Genomic DNA, 18,571 nt, shown 5'->3' with positions numbered 1-18,571 from the left:
CGGTTGACGATGAAAAGTCGTTTATAGGACTGAGACACCTCAACTCACAAACGACACAAAAACTATGTTTATGAAACCAATGACCTGGATTCGCTCAACACACGCTCGTAATGAGCTTCGTAAAGCGGCAAGATACGGGATAACTCGAATTCTTTGGCACGCGCCAGGGCATTTGCCATAAAGGTGGGCAGATGCGCATCATCCAGCACATACAGGGCATTTTTAACCATATCGTCTACGTCACCAACCGGGCTTAGAAAACCCGTTACGCCCTGCAAGTTCAGCTCCGGAAGTCCACCGGCATTCGACGTGATCAGCGGCACCTCACAGGCCATTGCTTCGAGCGCGGCTAACCCGAAACTCTCGTTTTCGGACGGCATAATAAACAGATCGGCGACCGACAATACTTCTTCAACCGCATCCAGCTTACCCAGAAAACGCACCTGATCGTAGATGCCCAATTCCCGCACCAGCCGCTCGATACGTGCCCGTTCAGGGCCATCGCCGACCAGCAGGAGTTTTGCCGGAATCTGCTGCTGAACTTTATAGAACACCATAACGGCATCGTCGATGCGCTTCACCCGCCGGAAGTTCGACGTGTGCACGATCAGTTTTTCGCCGTTGGGGCAGATCGCTTTTTTGAAATGCTCCTTCTGCTGACGTTGAAAACGATCCAGATCAATAAAATTCGGAATTACCTCGATCTCGCGGTGAACCTTAAAATGAGCGTAGGTATCCTGCCGGAGATTTTCGGAAACCGACGTTACCCCATCGGACTCATTGATACTGAATGTGACGACGGGTTCGTACGACGCATCTTTTCCCACCAGCGTAATATCCGTACCATGAAGCGTTGTCACAACGGGCACTGTCCGACCCTGTGAGCGCAGAATCATTTTAGCCATGTAAGCCGCCGATGCGTGCGGAATAGCGTAATGAACGTGCAGTAAATCAACGTTTTCGTTCAATACGACATTGACCATTTCGCTGGCGAGCGCCGACTCATAGGGAGCGTATTGAAAGAGCGGATAAGATGGTATATTTACTTCGTGGTAAAAAACGTTTTCGTTGAAAAAATCGAGCCGGGGTGGTTGTTGATACGTAATGAAGTGAATCTGATGGCCGTTTTTAGCCAGCGCTTTGCCAAGTTCGGTGGCTACAACGCCACTGCCCCCGAAAGTCGGGTAGCATACAATACCAATTTTCATGCGTTAAGCCCTTGCGAGCCGGAAACGATTTGTTCGAACAACACCAAACTACAGCAAAAAGAATCCCGATGATCCAGGATTTGGTAACCAGGGTTGTCGATGACCTGATACGAAACCAGTCCGGTCAGCGGCACGAAGTGGTTACCAATTGGTCAGAATTGTCCCGATCACCTTACGCACCCGATCACTAAAAGCCTTACTTTTGCAAAAAACAGTATGTCAACGCGTCAGCCCATACCTTTCTCGGCGTTTGCATTCGGATTCCTTCGACTGATCCGGGTGCAGAACCTGTTGATTGTTGTATTGACGCAGTTTCTGGCCCGTATCGTTCTGGTTGGTCCCCGCGAATCGTGGCCTCGTCTGCTCGTTGACCCAACCATCTGGTTGCTTTCGCTCTCTACCGTTTGCATTGCGGCCGCCGGTTACATCATCAACGATTATTTCGACATCAAGATCGATCTTGTCAACAAACCGGAGCGGGTCGTTATCGGGCGTTTCCTGAAACGTCGGGTCGCGATCGGCACCCATCAGTTGCTCAACGTAATTGGCTGTTTGATTGGCCTTTACCTGAGCAAGTGGGTTTTTCTGGCCGATGTCATTTCGGTATCGCTGCTCTGGCTTTATTCGTCCACCCTGAAACGGCAGCCGTTTATCGGCAACATTGTCGTTTCACTCCTTACGGCACTGTCACTGATCGTACTGGCCGTATATTACCGGCAGAATGCGGAGATGCTGCTTATCTATGCGCTGTTTTCGTTTGGCATTTCGCTTGTACGGGAAATCATCAAGGATATGCAGGACGTACGGGGCGATGCCCGGTTCGGCTGCCGGACGTTACCCATCGTCTGGGGTCTGCGTCGAACCAAATACCTGCTTTATGTCCTGATCGGGTCGTTTATTCTCAGCCTGTTCATGATCGCCGATTCGCTCAGTAATCTACGGCTCGGCATCATTTTTCTGCTGCTTCTCGTGCCCCTGATCTGGCTCATTTACAGACTGGTCTTCGCCGATACCCGGCGCGATTTTGGCTACCTCAGCAACCTCTGCAAGCTTATTATGCTCCTGGGTGTTGTCAGTATGGTGTGGGCTTGATGGTGACTGGTTTACCGTCAAAAGCGGCACTTTCCAGACCACATACAGCATCGATAATACACCATACGTAGTTACTCCTGCCGTTCACTCAAGGGTTTGCCCGTAGCGGCCCCGTTCCGCATACATTTGTTTTCATACGGACTAATTCACTCCATTCTTATGAAAACACTTGCCTTTGCCTTCCTTATTTTGTTGATAACGGTACCCCGAACCCATGCACAGACCTGTATGGGCATGACACTCAAATCCGGCATGAGCTTTGAAATGAGCATGTTCAGTGGCAAAGACAAACCAACCGGCAAGGTTTTGTATCAGGTGAAGGATGTTCATCAAGAAGGTAAATCAACGGTCATGGACATTATTGCCCAGTTTCAGGACGAAAAAGGCAACCAGCGACCGCCCTACCCGATTCACTACACCTGCACCGGCGATGAGCTGATTGCCGACTTATCGGGCATGGCGCAGGGGATGCAAAGCAGCATGAAGGATATGGAAATGAGGCTCAAAACCAACAAGCTGGTGTATCCGGGTAAATTCAGCGTCGGGCAGAAATTAGCGGACGGACAAATGGAGGCCGATATGCTCAGCAATGGCTCCACTATGATGACGATGAACATGACGGTGAACAACCGGCAGGTCGAAGGACAGCAGTCGATAACGACGCCCGCCGGTACGTTCGACACCTACAAAATAACGTCGGATATGAATTTTGATAATCGCATGATGAGTATTCCGATTCCAATCCGAGGCACCATGCATATCGTGAGCTACCGGGCCAGCAATCAGCTCCTGGATGTCAAATCAGAAACGTACAACAAAAATGGTAAGCTTATGGGTTATACCCTGTTGAGCAAGGCGAACTGAGTTAATTCACGTTGCCGGCTACAGGGCGATTGGACGAAAAGTAAAATTTACGCAACTTTGTTGCATAAAAGTCGGTTAGGAGGAAATACGATTGACCGAAGCATTGTCCTGTTGCCCATGAAAACAGAAATTCTCTCTCGCAAAGCCGACTACATTGGCATCACCGGGTCTGTATTGTGCATTATCCACTGCCTGATCACACCAATATTGCTGATGTCCACCGCTCTGCTTCAGGACGACCACCTGCGTTTCGGCTATCTGAGTCTTGATTATGTCTTTATTGGTGTCAATATCGTTGCGGTCTATTTCGCAACCCGCCATTATGCCCTTCCGATTGTCAAAAAAGCGTTGTGGAGTTTTCTGGGCCTGTTTGCCATAGCTATTGTGCTGGAAGACGTTAACCCTATTTTTGAATACATCGGCTACGTCGCTTCAGCGGGTTTAGTTATCACCCATCTCACCAATATTCGTCAGCATCGCTTACAACACGCGCACTAGTCAGAACCGTGGGGCGACCCAGCGGTTCTAGTTCGCGCTGAATGCCCGATTGGTCAGGAACGTGTTGTCGGTCAGCGTTTTTAAGAAGCTGATGACCTGTGCTTTTTCGGTCTCGGTCAACGCAATGCCCAGCTTTCCGTTCGTTTTGAGGGCAGCGTCCAGCGTTGGGCTATCCTTCACATTTGTTGTGTAATGAGTAAGCACCTGCTCCAGCGTTGTAAAACGACCATCGTGCATGTAGGGAAACGTACGCTCGACATTGCGCAGGCTTGGCACCTTAAATTTTAGCCGGTCGGCTTCGTTCAGCGTAATCGTATAGCGGCCCTGATCGTTGATACTACTGGTCGGAAGGCCATTGTTACGGTAGCTGTGATCGGTGAATAAGTCGGTTGCGTGGCAGGTCGCGCACTTTTGCTGAAACAGCATTAACCCGGCCAGTTCGTCGCTCGTCAACTCGCCACCTGCTTCTTTTCTGACGTATTTATCATAGCGCGAATCAGCCGAAACGAGCGTCAGAACAAATTGCGAAATGGCTTTCAGGAATCGCGCCGTGGTAACCGTGTCCGACCCAAATGCAGATTTGAACATACTTGGGTACTTGGGACTTTGCTGAACCCTGGCTAGTGCATCCGCGAACTTCAGATCCATCTCGACCGGGTTCGTGATGGGTGCAATGAACAGCGTGTTCAAATCCGTAATTCCGCCATCCCAGAAAAACTCCCGCCCCCAGGCTGCATTTTGCAGGCTAGGCACATTACGGGTACCAAACTTATTGTCGATTCCGTGGCTCAGCGGGTGGTCGGAATGGGCGAATCCTGCGAACTGCTGATGGCAGAACCCACAACTGACACTGCTATCCCGCGACAACTGCGTATCATAGAACAGCGCTTTCCCCAAGGCTACCCCCTGAACGGTGAGCGGATTCTGACTCAGATCATAAACCGGAGCCGGAAAATTGGCCGGTCGCCGGAGGGTAACAGGTTCTGGGTTAAACTGAATACCGCCCGGATTGGTCGATGTCGGATCGGGAGTCGGCACAGTATCACCCGATTTTGTCTGGCAGGCGACGGCCAGTCCAAACAAAAAAAGGCTGACAATCAGACCAATCTTCCGGGCGTTATGGCGGGCTTGTTCGCTCATTGATTCGTCTTCATACCGTCGTAACTAAACATGTTCGCGTAATTATTGGCAATGTTCGTTGAGTAAGCATCGAACATGACCGACGAATTTTGTGCGATACTCAGTCTGGTTGATCCATTGAACACCTTCAACAGATCGGCTTTCAATCGAACCTGCGGCTTGACAGACGGGTCTACGTTTACCACATCACCGTTGAATGGAATCGTGATCTTACGCAGGTTATTGATGGTCTTCTTGCCGTTATAGCCACCACCAAAGCCACCGATGTGGTAAAAGAATGTATTGTTCTGGGTGGCCGGTGCAAGGGCCGACGTCCCTTCCAGTTTCATAAAGATATAGCCCGAATTCCACTCCCAGTACATCCCGTCGTTGAGCGCGGGGTCGAGAACGCCCGTTCGCAGACTGATATCGGCCAGACTACGTACGCTATCGACACCCACTACAAATGTGATTGCGGTATAATTTCCCGATGGTATGCTCGCCAATGTCAGCGACTGGGATTCGGGCTTTTCTTCCTGCACCAGAAAGTAACTGTTTGCCTGTGGTAAAGTATACGTGCTGCCATCCTGCTTTTTAAGCTGGATATTGCTGACAAAATAGTTGAACTTCGTCGGAATAAACGACTCCCCTACCGCATTCTGATAGGTATTAGTATTGAGTTTAAGGTCCTGGTCACCAGCAACGTTATCGAGCGTCAATGATATGGAACCAAAGGGATCAGGAGGAACGTAGGGATTAGTCGTATCGCAGGCCGTAATGGCAAGGCCGATGAACAGCACTGACGCCACCAATAATTTAATAGAGTTTTTCATGACCCGTTTGGGGATTACGTTACTAGCAATACGTTAATTTACCGAAACCCGTTGCGACCGTACACGGCAATGACCGCCACGATAGCCGCGCTAACGATCATCAGAAACAGCCAGACCAGGGCATTGGCTGCACTGAACGGCTTTTGCAGCAACTCGTCGATCAGTCCCGCGACCGTGCCCAGAAAAATGCCAATCATACTGACAAAAATAAACTGAATGATGGGGGGCAGTCGACGAAACATATCAGCGGAACAGGAGTGATTTCGGTATAGAAGTAACGAACGGGCGACCATTCTATTTTCAACAGTCACCAGTTCGTTACTCATAAACGATCCTTACAGCGTCTCCATTAGCCGGGTTACGATCACCGTATTTTGTCCGGCGGTCGTCTGCTCATAAGCAACCAGCAGCCCCTGTTTTGTAGCGATAGCAACCGGATACGTCGCACTGGCGGTTTCAGGGGTGATATACGACGTTGCACTAACATTATTGCCGGTTACGGTTCGCATACCAATTCGCTGCACGAACGACCCCATTTCGCCGGAGCCATCTTTCGAAATCGCTTCATCCCAAAGCCAGACGATCCGGCCATCGACCGTTGCCACCTGCGGATGTTTAGCCCGGCTGGTCAATACGTCCGATACCAGTTTATCAGTACCCAATCGGGCCAGACGCAGCCCAGCGGCATTTTCTTTGCCCGAAAACCACGTCATCAGTATATCATTGCCCGATTCGGCCACCACGGGTCCCGCGTGCGGACAGGCATTGACCTGCCAGTGATCGGCCACGACTACCTGCGGTTTCCCGAACGTTTTGCCTCCATCGACCGATACGGCAGTGCTGATGTCGCGGGCCGGAATTTCGCCCACGTTCGCCGATGGAATCATATCCCGGTAAGTCAGGTGGATCGCTTTCCGACTATCAACAAATACATTCGTCCGGCAACACTGGCAGGCATTGTCGTCGACCAGCACCGCCGTTCCGAACCCTTTCCCTTTGGTTGTCTGCGCAAAGACCACGGGTCGCCCATCGCGGTTCGGCAATTTTTCGTCGAGCCAGACGATACCGATCTCGCCGTTGGGCAACCGCGTTACATCAGCAAAGGAATGACTCTTTCCGGGCGCGGCCTCCTGATGAACGGGTCTTGGTTCCAGCCAGGTCTTCCCCTGATCGGTCGACATCGTATACAGCAAATCACCGGCAAAGCGCGACTCGGGCGTTGGCCGTGGCACTTCGAAAACGGCTAGCAACGTGCCGTCTGCCTTGACGGCGATTTTGGGCATACCCTCGGCATGGGTTGAGAGCGTAGCTGGCGCTTTCACCTTAATCTTCGGCCCAAACGAATGGCCATCCGTGGACGTAGCGACGTAAAAGGCAGCACTCTTTTCGCCTTCTTTTTCAACCCAGCTCAGCAGCGGATTCCCAGCCGCATCGGTTGTCAGACGGGGCGTTGCTCCAACAAATTGAGGATCAGACATAGTCGTCTCGGCAGGAGTGATAACGGCTAGTAACCAGCTCAGAATCGGAAGAAATAATGTGTATATCATACATTTTCATTTTTTGTAGAGACGCAATCCCTTGCGTCTCCTGACCGGACGGTTTTGCTGACGCACAGGAGACGCAAGGGATTGCCGCACCGGCGGACCGGTCTCTACAGATATTATTATTTTCCGGAAAAACTATATTGAATACCAACCACAAACGTGCGCGGTGCGGCCGGGGTATACGTCGTGCGATCGGTGGCGTTATTACCCCGTGTCGCGTTTGTGGCAAACAACGCATTGGTTACGTTCAGCACGTTCGAAAAGAGTTCAATACCCTTCCACTGGTAACCTACGCGCACGTTGGCAAAGTCATAACCACCGTAGCTGACCGTATTGATCTGGTTCTGATACCAGCCCGATACGTGCTGCCATTCCACCGACGTTCGGAAGTTTTTGAGCCAGGTCGGATAGTAACTGACTTCCGTATTCCACAGCGTCCGGGGAGCCGATGGCATGTCTTTTCCATTCACATTCTGCACCGCATCCGTTTGTCGCTGGCTAAGCGTGAACTCGACAAACTGGTGAACGGCATGAGTTCCCCCAAAGCGAAAAAACACTTGCTTCGACGGACGATACGTTACCCCAAGTTCAACGCCCCGGTGACGGGTACGGCCCGCCGACTGGTAATCGAACGAGTTATCGGGCTGGCGTATGTTGAGCAGTTCGTTAGTCCCGTTCATCTGGTAGAGCGCACCATCAACGTAGACCTTATTGTTCAGTAAGGAAGCCCAGCCACCAATCTCAACATTGTTGAATTGGGCGGGCTGGAGATTGTAGTAAAACAAATCACCGGAAGCCGTCGGCGTGGTCCGTTTCAGGAACACCGAGGTAAGCGCCGGGGGAGAAAAACCCTGCGAGTAGCTGGCGTACAGTCCTTTTCCGTTACCCAGATCGTAGGTTGCACCAAGTTTGGGGGTTGCCTGACTGTAGGCTTTACCGCCCGAACTGTTATCCAGCGCGTTGGTATAATCGAACGCCATCCGGTCGTAGCGAAGTCCGGCCGACAAGTGTAGTTTGCGCAGGGGTTCCAGATCATATTGCAGATACGCAGCCGTGTTATGAATATCGGCCTGGTAGTTGGCTAACTGAATGTCGGGCCGCTCGCGCAATTGAGTATACTTGAGCACCGATTTTTTGTCGGGCCGTAACTCAGCGGCCAAATCAGTCTGATAGGCGTAATACGTATTGGGCGACAGATCGAGCGTGGCCCCGACGATGAGCTTGCTATTCAGGAAATTGAGTGGCTGCGTGTGTTGCGCAATGAAGCCATAACTCCGAAAATCATTGCTGTTGATCTGGCCCGTTGCCGTCGATGCACCACTCACCCATCGAATCGAATACGTCGGGTTTTGGCCGATGCTGTTATTCCGCACGAAAGCGGTCAGAAACGATTGCGCCGATACACCGGACGAACCGGCTTTCCAGGTATGTTCGAGCGTCAGGCGACTGCGTACAGAACGCGTTTTTCGATACGTAAAATCAGTCGTGCTGGCGTACTGACGCGCAAAGAAAGCGGTACTGTCAACACTACCGCTGGTTTGGGAATCGTAGTCGTTGTAGGAGAACGTACCGGTCAGGCGCGTACTTGGCGTAAACGCGTATTCGAGACGCGCGAAATACGACGCTTTATCATAGTCGGAGCTGGCCAGCCACGAGTTGCGCTGTCTGGATACGAAACCTCCCAGGTAGATTCCGAACTTACCCTGCCGGGCCCCTGCCCCAACCTGAAGTCGCTGGTATCCCCACTGGTCGGCCTGAATGCCCACGCGAACCGTCGGGACCGCCGTTGGCCGCTGGGTAATGAAGTTTACCGCTCCGCCAACCGCTTCCGGTCCATACAGCGAGGATACCGGTCCTTTGACCACTTCGATCGAGCTGACCGTAAACTGATTCATTTCGAGCAGGGCATTATGATTGAATACCCCCATTGGCCGAATCGGTACGCCATCTTCTAGGTAGAGGAAATAGGCGTTGGTCGTCATTGGCTGGCGAATCGCCATCATGTGCTGCTCATTATTGAGGTTCACCATCAGCACACCCGGCGTTTTGTTGATCACTTCATAAATACTCGTTGGCTTTGTCTCGTCGATCAGCTTAGGCGAAAGTTTTGAGATGGCCATCGGCGTTTCGGTACGCAGTGCTGCTTCCCGATTTCCCGTTACCACCACTGTTTGCAGGTCTTCAACGGCGGGTTCGAGCGCGATACGTACGGACTGGCCAGCCGTTACGGCTACCTCCTGCCGACGATAGCCAACGGCTGAAACAACTAGTTTGGTAAAGTTGGCCGGTAGCAGAAACCGTCCGCTGGCATCCGTTACAACACCCGATTTCCCATCTGGCCACATCAGGGTCACCCCCGGTAACGGTTCTTTGGTCAGGGCATCAAAAACGAGCCCTTGTTTAGTTGATTGGGCAGTTACCCAACAGGCAACACCAACCCATAAGCCGAAGGCTATGAGCAATTTATAGGTCTTCAATGAATAATTGTTTAAGTCAGGAAAATGAAAGGACATGACTGTCGGCCCCATTCATCGTGGGTGCTCGGCTAGCCTACATCATCGGTATTCTGTTGACTTAAACCTGGGGAGGGCGAAACAAACCAGCTGTGGGTGTATTGTAGGCGGGGAACCGATAAACAGGTAAGGCAGTGAGCAATTGTTCGCACCAGTCAGGAGCGAACAGGAATCGCTCGCTGGCGGCATAAAACAAGTGCAAAACGGGCATGTTCTGAACCCGCTCCGTGGTTTCCTTATCCTGCTTGTCCTGCTGCGCCTTTAGCCGTTTAGCCAGATAGCATTGTCCATTGCAATGCAGGTCCGGTTTATCGCGGTTTTCGCACAGCACGCGCGCAATATAAGCCTTGTTGGCATGATAATACGCGATGGTTCCCCACTGGCTCACCGTTGGGAGCAGCGTTGCAAGGAGCAACACGTAGAGAAGCGCATTTTTCATGGCAGCACAAAGGTACCGTAGAATTGCTTCGGTGCGTTGCCCGGTGGTGAAAGTTTTCTGCGGCAACACAAACTTCATACAAACAAAAGCACAAACGCAACAATGTTGCAAATATTCCTATATTTACCGAAAAACACGTACTCCATGCGCACTATTCTTCTTTTAGGTCTGGTTCCCAGCCTGATTGCCTGTTCAGGAAAGTCGGACGCCGACAAACCGCTGCTCGATGAAGCCGCACGGTACCATACCGAAGCTACTGCTGTTCAAGAGCAGCTCGAACCACTGATCGATCAGATCGATTCGGTCCGCACGCTGCTTGTCAAAAAAACGTCACCAGCTGCAAAGAGAACGACGCAATCACTCGATAGTCTGAAAACGGCCTTCGAAGAATGGGAAGAAAACCTGGTGGAAGTCCCCGGTATGAAACACGAACACCACGAGCACGGTACTGGTGAACATCATCACCACCATGCGAACAACAACGACACGAAAGACCTGCCAGCCATCCAGATGCGTGATTTGCAACGGGAGTTCCTAACCAATATCAAGCAAATCAGCGTCCAAACCCGGCAGGCGCTCGACCGCGCGAAGAACGTTCAGTAAGGGTCATTCCATCATGGCTAGCCACAGCATCAGCCCAATACCGAGTAGCATGAACGCGCTCTGCCACCACGACTGAGCTGATTGCTGTAACCGGTGCAGTTCGGGGATCAGGTCACTGGCGGCAATGTAAATAAATCCCCCGGCGGCAATTGGCAGGCTGTAAATCAGATACTCATCGAGCCATAATCCCGTAACCAGCACCGCACCAATTCCGAGCAGGCAGGTTAACGCTGACACTAAATTATAGAACAAAGCGCGACGAAGGGTAAAGCCGCCGTATAGCAGTGTGCCAACGTCGCCGACTTCCTGCGGTAGTTCGTGCAGCAGCAAACCGGCCGTTGTTGCCCACCCGGCGGTCGGACTGACCAGAAAACTACCCGCAATCAGCGTCCCGTCGATGAAATTGTGTAACGCGTCGCCTACTAGGTTCATCGTCGCCAAAGGCTTTACCGCTGAGCTTCCCGACCTGTGCCGGTGGTTACGCCAGCGAATCAGTTTCTCAAGATTAAAAAAGAGGACGATACCGCTTACTATTCCCAGCATCACCAGTTGCGTGCTTCCAATTCGCTCCAACGATTCGGGAATAAGGTGCAGAAACGCATCGCCTACCAAAACTCCGGTTGAGAGGCTGATTCCCAGGGGCAATAGCCGACGCAAAACGGACGAAGGCATTAGGTACGCCAGCCCACCGATCAGCGAAATCCCGCACACCGCCAGACCAGCCAGACCACTATGGCCCCAAATCGCCCATTGAATCATCTGGACTGTACCTACCATACGTAATTTTAGCGTTTATTTCCGTCTGGCAGGACCGGCCAACGGGTATGATTTTGGCGGAGGGGAGTGCTTGACTACCGAGAAAGTACCCAACCATCAAACGAAGCCCTAAGACACTCTCCCTCCCGCAACAAAAGACGTAGTGATGTATGGTGAAAGACACAGGATGCAGACGGTTATGAACAACGATTTACCACTTACCTGACGCCTGACAGCTACCCTTATTTCCAGACGGGAAACGGGTCTTTGAAGATGCCACCCATCTCCATGTGCTTCAATTCCAGCTCGGTACACAGACAATCCTGCAATTCGTTCGTGATCCGGTCGGCGTTCAGATCCTGCCCGATGATGACCAGCTCATTTTGCCGATCACCAAACCGCTTGTGCCAGCGTGACTCGATCGACTTCTGATTTTCCAGAAAGGAACCGTATTGAACACGCTGGCTAAATGGCATCGAGGCCCACCAGACTCCGGCGGCTTCGGCCCGCAAACTCCCACCGGCCTGACTAAAGTTCAGCGCATCATTGGGCCGGGATGCCAGCCAGAACAGGCCTTTGCTCCGCATGATACCAGCGGGAAAATTTTCGCTCAAATAATGCCAGAAACGAACGGGGTGAAAGGGTCGCCGGTCACGGAAAACAAACGACGAGATGCCGTACTCTTCGGTTTCAGGGGTATGTCCCTGCCCATTTTTCTGATTCAGTAACTCCTGAATCCACCCCGCCGACTGCGACGCTTCGTCAAAATTGAACCGACCTGTGTTTAAAATTTCCGCCGGATCGACTTTACTAAACTGACTTTCAATCAGCCGGGCTTTAGGGTTAAGCGTATGCAGAATCGCTTTTAGTTCACCCACTTGCTGGCGGCTAAGCAGATCCGTTTTGTTTAAAATAATGACGTCGGCAAACTCGATCTGATCCGTCAGCAGATTGACAATGGTTCGGGTATCGGTCGCGTCTGACGGTCCGGCGCCCCGGTTCAATTCACGGTCGTTAACGGTATCGATGCTGCCGAAGTCGCGGGGAAAATTGAAGGCGTCGACTACCGTCACAAGCGTATCCAGCCGAGCGAAGCGCGACAGATCGACTTTTTGCGCGTCCGCTACCGAATCATCGGATTGAAACGTGAACGTCTGGGCGACGGGCAGGGGCTCCGAAATACCTGATGACTCAATAAGCAGGTAATCGAACCGACCTTCGTTCGCCAGTTTTTCAACCTCAATGATCAAATCTTCACGCAGGGTGCAGCAGATGCAGCCATTCGACATCTCCACTAGCTTCTCTTCCGTCCGCGACAGGGTTCCCTCCTGCCGAACGAGTTCAGCGTCGACGTTGACCTCACTCATGTCGTTCACAATAACCGCGACTTTGAGGCCCTGCCGGTTGTGAAGAATATGATTGAGCAGTGTAGTTTTTCCAGCGCCCAGAAAACCGCTTAATACCGTAACCGGTAAGCGCGGATCAATTGCCTTACGTACTTCCGAGGAGATAGGTTGACTTGCCATGGGGCAAATCTAAAGACTATTTTTCTTTTTGCAACATTGTTGCAAAAAGAAAAATAAAAACACCGGTGATCGACGTACGGATCAAACTTACCAGAAGTCGGGCATAAAAAAAGGCCCAAGGGCCCTTCTCTTAAAGCGATTACTGTTTATTCATGATCGACCTCAGCAATAAGCTGTCGAATGACGAGTTGCTGGGCGGTGGGTAGCAGGTTCAGGTGTCCGTTCAGCGATTCCTTGAGTCGCTGCCATTGGTTCGGTTCCAGACAAACGAGTTCCGTCGTAAAATCGACGGTATTCTGATTGGCGATGTGGCCGGACTGGTCAAGACGGCTAATTGGCAAATGGGGCCTAAGCGCCTTTATCAATTGGCTGGACAATTCGCTACGAACATATTGACCCAGTGTGTGTTGGGGAACCCGTCCCTCCGTGTCGGCTTTTTTTAAGGATGTACTGGCTTTGTAATACATAAGCTCCGGTTACCGGACTTTTCTGGTTTACAAAATGCGGATTGGTTTTTTGTCTTCGTCAAGTGCCACGAACGTAAACGTACCGTGAATGGCCTGATGACGCTCCATCGAATACATTTCTTCGACGTATATCTCGACGGCAATGCGAATGCTGGTGTTTCCGACGTGATCGACGCGCCCAACGAGTTCAATGATCGTTCCGGCCGGGATTGATTTCGTAAAATTGATTTTATCGGACGACACCGTTACCATTCGCTTGCGTGAGAACCGGGTAGCCGTAATGAAGGCCACTTCGTCCATCAATTGCAGCGCCGTTCCGCCAAAAAGCGTGTCGTAGTGGTTCGTCGTACTGGGAAATACCGCTTTGAATATGCGCGTTTCGGCGGTTAGAATTCGTTCAGCAACAGAATCTGTCTGGTCAATGCCCATGCAGTAATTGGTTTACCTTAGTCTGGTGAGTAAGTTGGTTATAATCCGTTCGTAAGCTGTGCAGACAGTCGGCGCAGAGACACCCCTGATACAGTGAGCTAACATAATGCCGTTGCTCTTCGGTCAGCGTAAGCGTCTGACACTGGCACAGGTTAATGCTACCCACGCGGCATTCGAACGTGCGCTGGCAACGGGGGCAAGCCGTATGTTCGTGCTTGCTAGTGGCCGATAACTGACTCATCGAATTCGGTTTCCTGTTCAAAAGCGATAAAATTAACGATCTGCTTCTGGCGGTTCACGATCGGTCGGATAACGATATGGCACCAGTACGCGTCCTGGTTCTTGCGGTAATTGAGTACTCGTTCTATGACTATTTTTTTCCGTTCCAGCCCTTTCCGAATCCGCTGTTTCGACACAGGATCGGTCGATGTACCCTGCAAAAAGTCGGGTCGTCGGCCAACGGTTTCGTGGCTGCCATAACCCGTCATCCGTTCGAATTGTGGATTGACGTACTGAATGATTTGTTGCAGATCGGTTACGACAACCGCCCAGTCACCACTGAGTAAATCATGACGAATGGCAGCGGGCAAATCCCAGTCATGTGACTTGGCCAGCGCCATCCAGCCTGCGGTGCCTGCCAGCAGATCCGGTTTTGGCCTGAATTCCCAGCCACCCCACAAAGGCGTAGTAAAGACGGGCTGGGGTTGCTTCGAAAGCTGCTTGTCATATACTCCGCAAAAGTCCATGTTAACGGTAGTTAAAGCCTTCTGCCGGTTGAACGGCAGAAGGCCGTGAGTCATTATACTGACTCTGTAACTAATTCGCGGACGGTTTGGGCAGCCTGGACCATATTTTTCAGCGCCAGGCTCGTTTCGGGCCACCGACGGGTTTTCAGGCCACAGTCTGGATTCACCCATAAATTACGGGCTGGAAGGACCGTTGTCGCCTGTTGTAACAGCTCAACCATCTCATCGACCGTGGGCACCCGTGGACTGTGAATGTCATAAACGCCCGGTCCAATCTCGTTGGGATAGGCGAAACGCGCAAACGCATCCAGCAACTCCATCTGCGACCGGGACGTTTCAATTGTAATCACGTCGGCATCCAGATCGGCGATCGAGTGAATGATGTCATTGAACTCCGCGTAGCACATGTGCGTATGAATCTGCGTATGATCCTGCGCGCCCGAAGCCGCCACCCGAAAGGCCATAACGGCCCAGTTCAGGTAAGCATCCCAGTTTTCGCGACGCAGCGGAAGACCCTCACGCAGCGCGGGTTCATCAATCTGTATAAGCTGAATACCGGCTTTTTCCAGATCAACGACCTCATCATGAATGGCCAGTGCGATTTGCAGACAGGTATCCCGACGCGGCTGATCATCGCGCACGAACGACCATTGCAGAATCGTAACCGGACCCGTAAGCATCCCCTTGACCGGCTTGTCGGTCAGCGATTGCGCATAGGCCGACCAGCGTACAGTCATTGGGGCGGGGCGGTGCACATCTCCGTAGATGATCGGCGGTTTCACGCAGCGGGAGCCGTAGCTCTGCACCCAGCCGTTGTCGCTGAAGGCAAACCCGTCGAGCAATTCGCCGAAATATTCAACCATGTCGTTACGCTCAAATTCGCCGTGAACCAGCACGTCCAGACCAATTTCCTCCTGCCACCGGATCGCCTGTTCGGTTTCGACCCGAATAAATTTTTCGTACTGGTCGAGTGTCCGTTCGCCCTTTTTGTACGTAGACCGGTTGGTCCGAACGGCATCCGTTTGCGGAAATGAGCCAATCGTCGTCGTCGGAAACAGGGGTAGTTGCAACCGCTCATGCTGAAGTGCCTGCCGTTCCGCAAAGGCGGCTCCGCGTTGAGCATCCTGCTCAGTCAGTGCGTTTAACCGGGCCCGTACCGCGGGCCGATTGATGAGGGCAGAGGATCGGCGGGCGTTCAGGGCATCCTGATTTTTGGCCAGCACGTTACCGACCTGCTCGTTTTCCGGCTCATTAACCAGGCGAACCAGTGTGGCTACTTCATCCAGTTTCTGCCGGGCAAAGGCCAGCCATTGCTTGATTTCGGGCGTCAGCCCTTCGTTACGCATTTCCGAATTCAGGTCGCAGGGAACGTGCAACAGCGAGCAGGAAGGCGCGATCAATACTCGCTCTTGACCCAACGCGACTACCGCCCGCTGAATCGTGGTTCGCGAACGCTCCAGATCATTGATCCAGATGTTCCGTCCATCAACAACGCCCAATGACAGGCACGTTTTGGTCGACACGAAGTCCGTTTGCAGGATGTCGTCTAACTGACTTGGGCAACGCACCAGATCGAGGTGAAGCGCATGGACCGGCAACTGTACGGCCAGATTCAGGTTGGCTCCATAGCATTCAAAGTACGAGGCCAGGAGTAGGTTCAGCTGCGGGAATTGACGCCGAATTCGGTTGTAGGTCGTGGCGAATGCTTCGCGCTGCTGATCGGTCAGATCGAGCGATAGACACGGTTCGTCGAGTTGAACCCAGTCAGCCCCCTGCGCCTGTAGACGAGTCAGCACCTGCTCATAAACCGGCAGTAGACGATCCAGTAAATCCAGCCGGTCGAAGTCCGCTTCTTTTTCTTTCCCGAGCAGCAGATACGACACCGGCCCAATGAGCACAGGTTTTGGCGTAACACCGAGCGTTTGCCGGGCTTCGTCAAATTCGGTAAAAATCTTGTCAGAAACGAGTTCGAATGCTTGGTTGGCGGTAAATTCCGGTACGATGTAATGGTAGTTGGTATCGAACCATTTTGTCATTTCCATCGCCTTCAGGTCCAGACCGTTCTGCTGATAGCCGCGCGCCATGGCGAAGTACAGGGTCAGTCGGTCATCATCCGGACCGGCCAGTGGTCGAAACCGCTCGGGAATCGCCCCAACGGTCAGCGACATGTCCAGCACCTGATCGTAGAACGAAAAATCATTGCAGGGAACCAGCGTAATGCCAGCCTGCTGCTGCGTCAGCCAGTTGTCCTGTCGAATACGCCGACCGGTCTCTTCCAGCTGTTGACGGGTAATTTTCTGGGCCCAGAATTGTTCACTGGCCCGTTTGAGTTCGCGGTGGCTACCGATTCGTGGATAGCCGAGATTGTGTGCGATCATGTTGTAAATAAGATAAAATGATTGATCGCGTTCGATGCCGAACTCCATACGCCCACTCATTATCAATACTTTACCAACACGACATACCCGACCTGGCCTCGAAACGAAGCAGGTAATGAAAGGAACGTCAATCTTGATGAAGCCCAATCGCGTGTGGGCGTAATCAGCAAAGCTAAAGGCAAGTCTCCTGGCTTGTGACGGTATCTGCCGTCCTTCTCATCCCAGTAGCGGGACAATGGACATCGAGGGCAAACCCTTCTCTAAATGGTCACTGACAGTAGCAACGTCTGCTCGTGATTCTCACACGATTCCTTTTTCATTTCCTGAACCTCTCAGGAAAACCGATAGCTAATTTGACGGAAAACAAAGAACGTTGCGGCAAACTAACTGGATTCGGTCGGCAAAAACAAGAAAACATTGCGTTTGCAATTCTTTCTCCGGGGAACGACAAACCGTAAATCACCCGTCGTTGTACCAAATCTCGAAACCACTCCACCCATCCAATCGTTAGTAAGCAGAACGTATACTTATGGCGCACGAACACCATCACGACCATTCACATAGCCACGCCGGACACAGCCACGGACCCACAGTTCTGACGTCGGTGAACAGGGCGCTGGTCATTGGAGCCGTCCTGAACGCCGTGTATGTAGCCGTCGAATTTACGCTGGGCGTTTATTATAACTCACTGGCCCTCATTGCCGATGCGGGTCATAACCTCAGCGACGTAGCCGGTCTGTTACTTTCGCTGCTGGCCTTCCGGCTGGCGCGCATTCGTCAGACGCCGAGTTTCACGTACGGCTATCGTAAAAGCACCGTACTGGCCTCCCTGACCAACGCGGTTGTTCTGCTGGTTACGATCGGGGCTATTTTATGGGAAAGCATCCAGCGCTTTCGCCACCCTGAACCCGTTGCCGGGGGGCAGGTTGCCTGGGTCGCCGGATTTGGTATTCTCGTGAACGCGGGTTCGGCACTCCTGTTCTTCCGGGACAAAGACCACGACCTGAACATCAAGGGCGCTTATCTGCACCTGGCAGCCGATGCACTGGTATCGCTTGGCGTAGTGGTTGCGGGCATCATCATCAGTTACACCGGCTGGGTCTGGCTCGACCCCGTTATCGGGCTGGTGGTCGCTGCCGTTATTCTGGGTTCGACGTGGCGACTATTGAACGACAGTTTACGACTTTCACTCGATGGGGTTCCGGCCACGATTGATCTTCCCGCCGTACTCGCCGACCTGCGTGCTGTTGCGGGCGTGCGCGATGTACATCACGTTCATGTGTGGGCGATGAGCACTACCGAAAACGCCCTTACGGCGCATCTTGTCCTGCAACCGGGCTTGTCGGATGCTGCCGAGACGGCCCTAAAAGCCGACGTTCGGCATCGCTTGTTACACCGCAACATTGGCCACGCTACGCTCGAAACCGAGTTCAGTGCCGAAGCCGATTGTGGAGCCGGTGAATGCGGATAAATAGGTTTTACCTCCAGCTTCGTGATTGCCCACCAGGCTATAACCTAATCGGGTGATTAAATGCAACAATGTTGCATTTAATCAC

Annotated in this window: 19 protein-coding genes and 1 riboswitch; of the genes, 5 read left to right on the top strand and 14 right to left on the bottom strand. The window is 52.2% G+C overall.

The window, feature by feature from the left end; genetic code table 11:
* Window positions 1-68 precede the first annotated feature (68 nt).
* Window positions 69-1,208, bottom strand: a complete 1,140-nt coding sequence (bshA, locus tag GK091_RS08235) for an N-acetyl-alpha-D-glucosaminyl L-malate synthase BshA (RefSeq protein WP_164036195.1) — start codon at window positions 1,206-1,208, stop codon at window positions 69-71.
* 216 nt (window positions 1,209-1,424) lie between these two features.
* On the opposite strand from bshA, the gene GK091_RS08230 reads away from it, so the two are divergent.
* The 3 genes from GK091_RS08230 (at window position 1,425) to GK091_RS08220 (ending at window position 3,662) form a co-directional block, all read left to right on the top strand.
* Window positions 1,425-2,300: a geranylgeranylglycerol-phosphate geranylgeranyltransferase gene (locus GK091_RS08230; RefSeq protein ID WP_164036193.1), complete on the top strand. Its 876-nt coding sequence runs from the start codon at window positions 1,425-1,427 to the stop codon at window positions 2,298-2,300.
* A gap of 159 nt (window positions 2,301-2,459) precedes the next feature.
* Entirely contained in the window at window positions 2,460-3,164 is a 705-nt protein-coding gene (locus GK091_RS08225) for a TapB family protein (RefSeq protein ID WP_164036191.1), read from the top strand.
* Between the two features lie 117 nt (window positions 3,165-3,281).
* Window positions 3,282-3,662: a MerC domain-containing protein gene (locus GK091_RS08220; protein ID WP_164036190.1), complete on the top strand. Its 381-nt coding sequence runs from the start codon at window positions 3,282-3,284 to the stop codon at window positions 3,660-3,662.
* A gap of 27 nt (window positions 3,663-3,689) precedes the next feature.
* Here the strand turns inward: GK091_RS08220 and GK091_RS08215 are convergent, their stop codons facing one another.
* From GK091_RS08215 to GK091_RS08190, 6 genes are all read right to left on the bottom strand, one after another.
* Entirely contained in the window at window positions 3,690-4,802 is a 1,113-nt protein-coding gene (locus tag GK091_RS08215) for a cytochrome-c peroxidase (protein WP_164036188.1), read from the bottom strand.
* Window positions 4,799-5,614 carry an MbnP family protein gene (locus tag GK091_RS08210; RefSeq protein WP_164036185.1) on the bottom strand — a complete coding sequence of 272 codons (816 nt, stop codon included), beginning with the start codon at window positions 5,612-5,614 and terminating at the stop codon, window positions 4,799-4,801. The genes GK091_RS08215 and GK091_RS08210 overlap by 4 nt, the downstream gene beginning before the upstream one ends.
* A gap of 38 nt (window positions 5,615-5,652) precedes the next feature.
* A complete protein-coding gene (locus tag GK091_RS08205; protein ID WP_164036184.1) occupies window positions 5,653-5,856 on the bottom strand; it encodes a hypothetical protein in 204 nt (67 codons plus the stop codon).
* Window positions 5,857-5,949: 93 nt separating this feature from the next.
* Window positions 5,950-7,092 (bottom strand): sialidase family protein, encoded by a 1,143-nt coding sequence (locus tag GK091_RS08200; protein ID WP_246202172.1) that lies wholly within the window; start codon window positions 7,090-7,092, stop codon window positions 5,950-5,952.
* Between the two features lie 185 nt (window positions 7,093-7,277).
* Window positions 7,278-9,635: a TonB-dependent receptor gene (locus tag GK091_RS08195; protein ID WP_394351860.1), complete on the bottom strand. Its 2,358-nt coding sequence runs from the start codon at window positions 9,633-9,635 to the stop codon at window positions 7,278-7,280.
* Window positions 9,636-9,732: 97 nt separating this feature from the next.
* On the bottom strand, window positions 9,733-10,110 hold the full coding sequence (locus GK091_RS08190; RefSeq protein ID WP_164036177.1) for a hypothetical protein: 378 nt from the start codon (window positions 10,108-10,110) through the stop codon (window positions 9,733-9,735).
* Between the two features lie 144 nt (window positions 10,111-10,254).
* Here GK091_RS08190 and GK091_RS08185 point away from each other — a divergent pair, with 144 nt between their 5' ends.
* On the top strand, window positions 10,255-10,713 hold the full coding sequence (locus GK091_RS08185; protein ID WP_164036175.1) for a hypothetical protein: 459 nt from the start codon (window positions 10,255-10,257) through the stop codon (window positions 10,711-10,713).
* 3 nt (window positions 10,714-10,716) lie between these two features.
* Here GK091_RS08185 and GK091_RS08180 read toward each other — a convergent pair whose 3' ends face one another.
* The 7 genes from GK091_RS08180 to metE form a co-directional block, all read right to left on the bottom strand.
* Window positions 10,717-11,490: a ZIP family metal transporter gene (locus tag GK091_RS08180; RefSeq protein WP_164036174.1), complete on the bottom strand. Its 774-nt coding sequence runs from the start codon at window positions 11,488-11,490 to the stop codon at window positions 10,717-10,719.
* Between the two features lie 221 nt (window positions 11,491-11,711).
* Window positions 11,712-12,995, bottom strand: a complete 1,284-nt coding sequence (locus GK091_RS08175; protein WP_164036172.1) for a GTP-binding protein — start codon at window positions 12,993-12,995, stop codon at window positions 11,712-11,714.
* A 146-nt stretch (window positions 12,996-13,141) separates the two neighbouring features.
* The gene (locus GK091_RS08170; RefSeq protein WP_164036169.1) at window positions 13,142-13,462 is read right to left on the bottom strand and encodes a hypothetical protein; all 321 of its coding nucleotides are present in this window, start codon (window positions 13,460-13,462) and stop codon (window positions 13,142-13,144) included.
* A gap of 27 nt (window positions 13,463-13,489) precedes the next feature.
* Window positions 13,490-13,891 carry an acyl-CoA thioesterase gene (locus GK091_RS08165; protein WP_164036167.1) on the bottom strand — a complete coding sequence of 134 codons (402 nt, stop codon included), beginning with the start codon at window positions 13,889-13,891 and terminating at the stop codon, window positions 13,490-13,492.
* Entirely contained in the window at window positions 13,881-14,132 is a 252-nt protein-coding gene (locus GK091_RS08160; protein WP_164036165.1) for a cysteine-rich CWC family protein, read from the bottom strand. Before GK091_RS08160 ends, GK091_RS08165 begins: the two co-directional genes overlap by 11 nt.
* Window positions 14,110-14,691: a PAS domain-containing protein gene (locus GK091_RS08155; RefSeq protein ID WP_246202171.1), complete on the bottom strand. Its 582-nt coding sequence runs from the start codon at window positions 14,689-14,691 to the stop codon at window positions 14,110-14,112. Before GK091_RS08155 ends, GK091_RS08160 begins: the two co-directional genes overlap by 23 nt.
* Window positions 14,691-17,015 carry a 5-methyltetrahydropteroyltriglutamate--homocysteine S-methyltransferase gene (gene metE / locus GK091_RS08150; RefSeq protein WP_164036162.1) on the bottom strand — a complete coding sequence of 775 codons (2,325 nt, stop codon included), beginning with the start codon at window positions 17,013-17,015 and terminating at the stop codon, window positions 14,691-14,693. Before metE ends, GK091_RS08155 begins: the two co-directional genes overlap by 1 nt.
* Before the next feature lie 160 nt (window positions 17,016-17,175).
* Window positions 17,176-17,376: riboswitch (cobalamin riboswitch) on the bottom strand.
* A gap of 168 nt (window positions 17,377-17,544) precedes the next feature.
* On the opposite strand from metE, the gene GK091_RS08145 reads away from it, so the two are divergent.
* On the top strand, window positions 17,545-18,486 hold the full coding sequence (locus tag GK091_RS08145; protein WP_164036160.1) for a cation diffusion facilitator family transporter: 942 nt from the start codon (window positions 17,545-17,547) through the stop codon (window positions 18,484-18,486).
* Window positions 18,487-18,571: the final 85 nt, after the last annotated feature.

The organism is Spirosoma agri (genome assembly GCF_010747415.1).
Taxonomy (GTDB): domain Bacteria; phylum Bacteroidota; class Bacteroidia; order Cytophagales; family Spirosomataceae; genus Spirosoma; species Spirosoma agri.
Note: the sequence above shows the minus strand (reverse complement) of the source record. Positions and strands in the feature narration are given on the sequence as shown.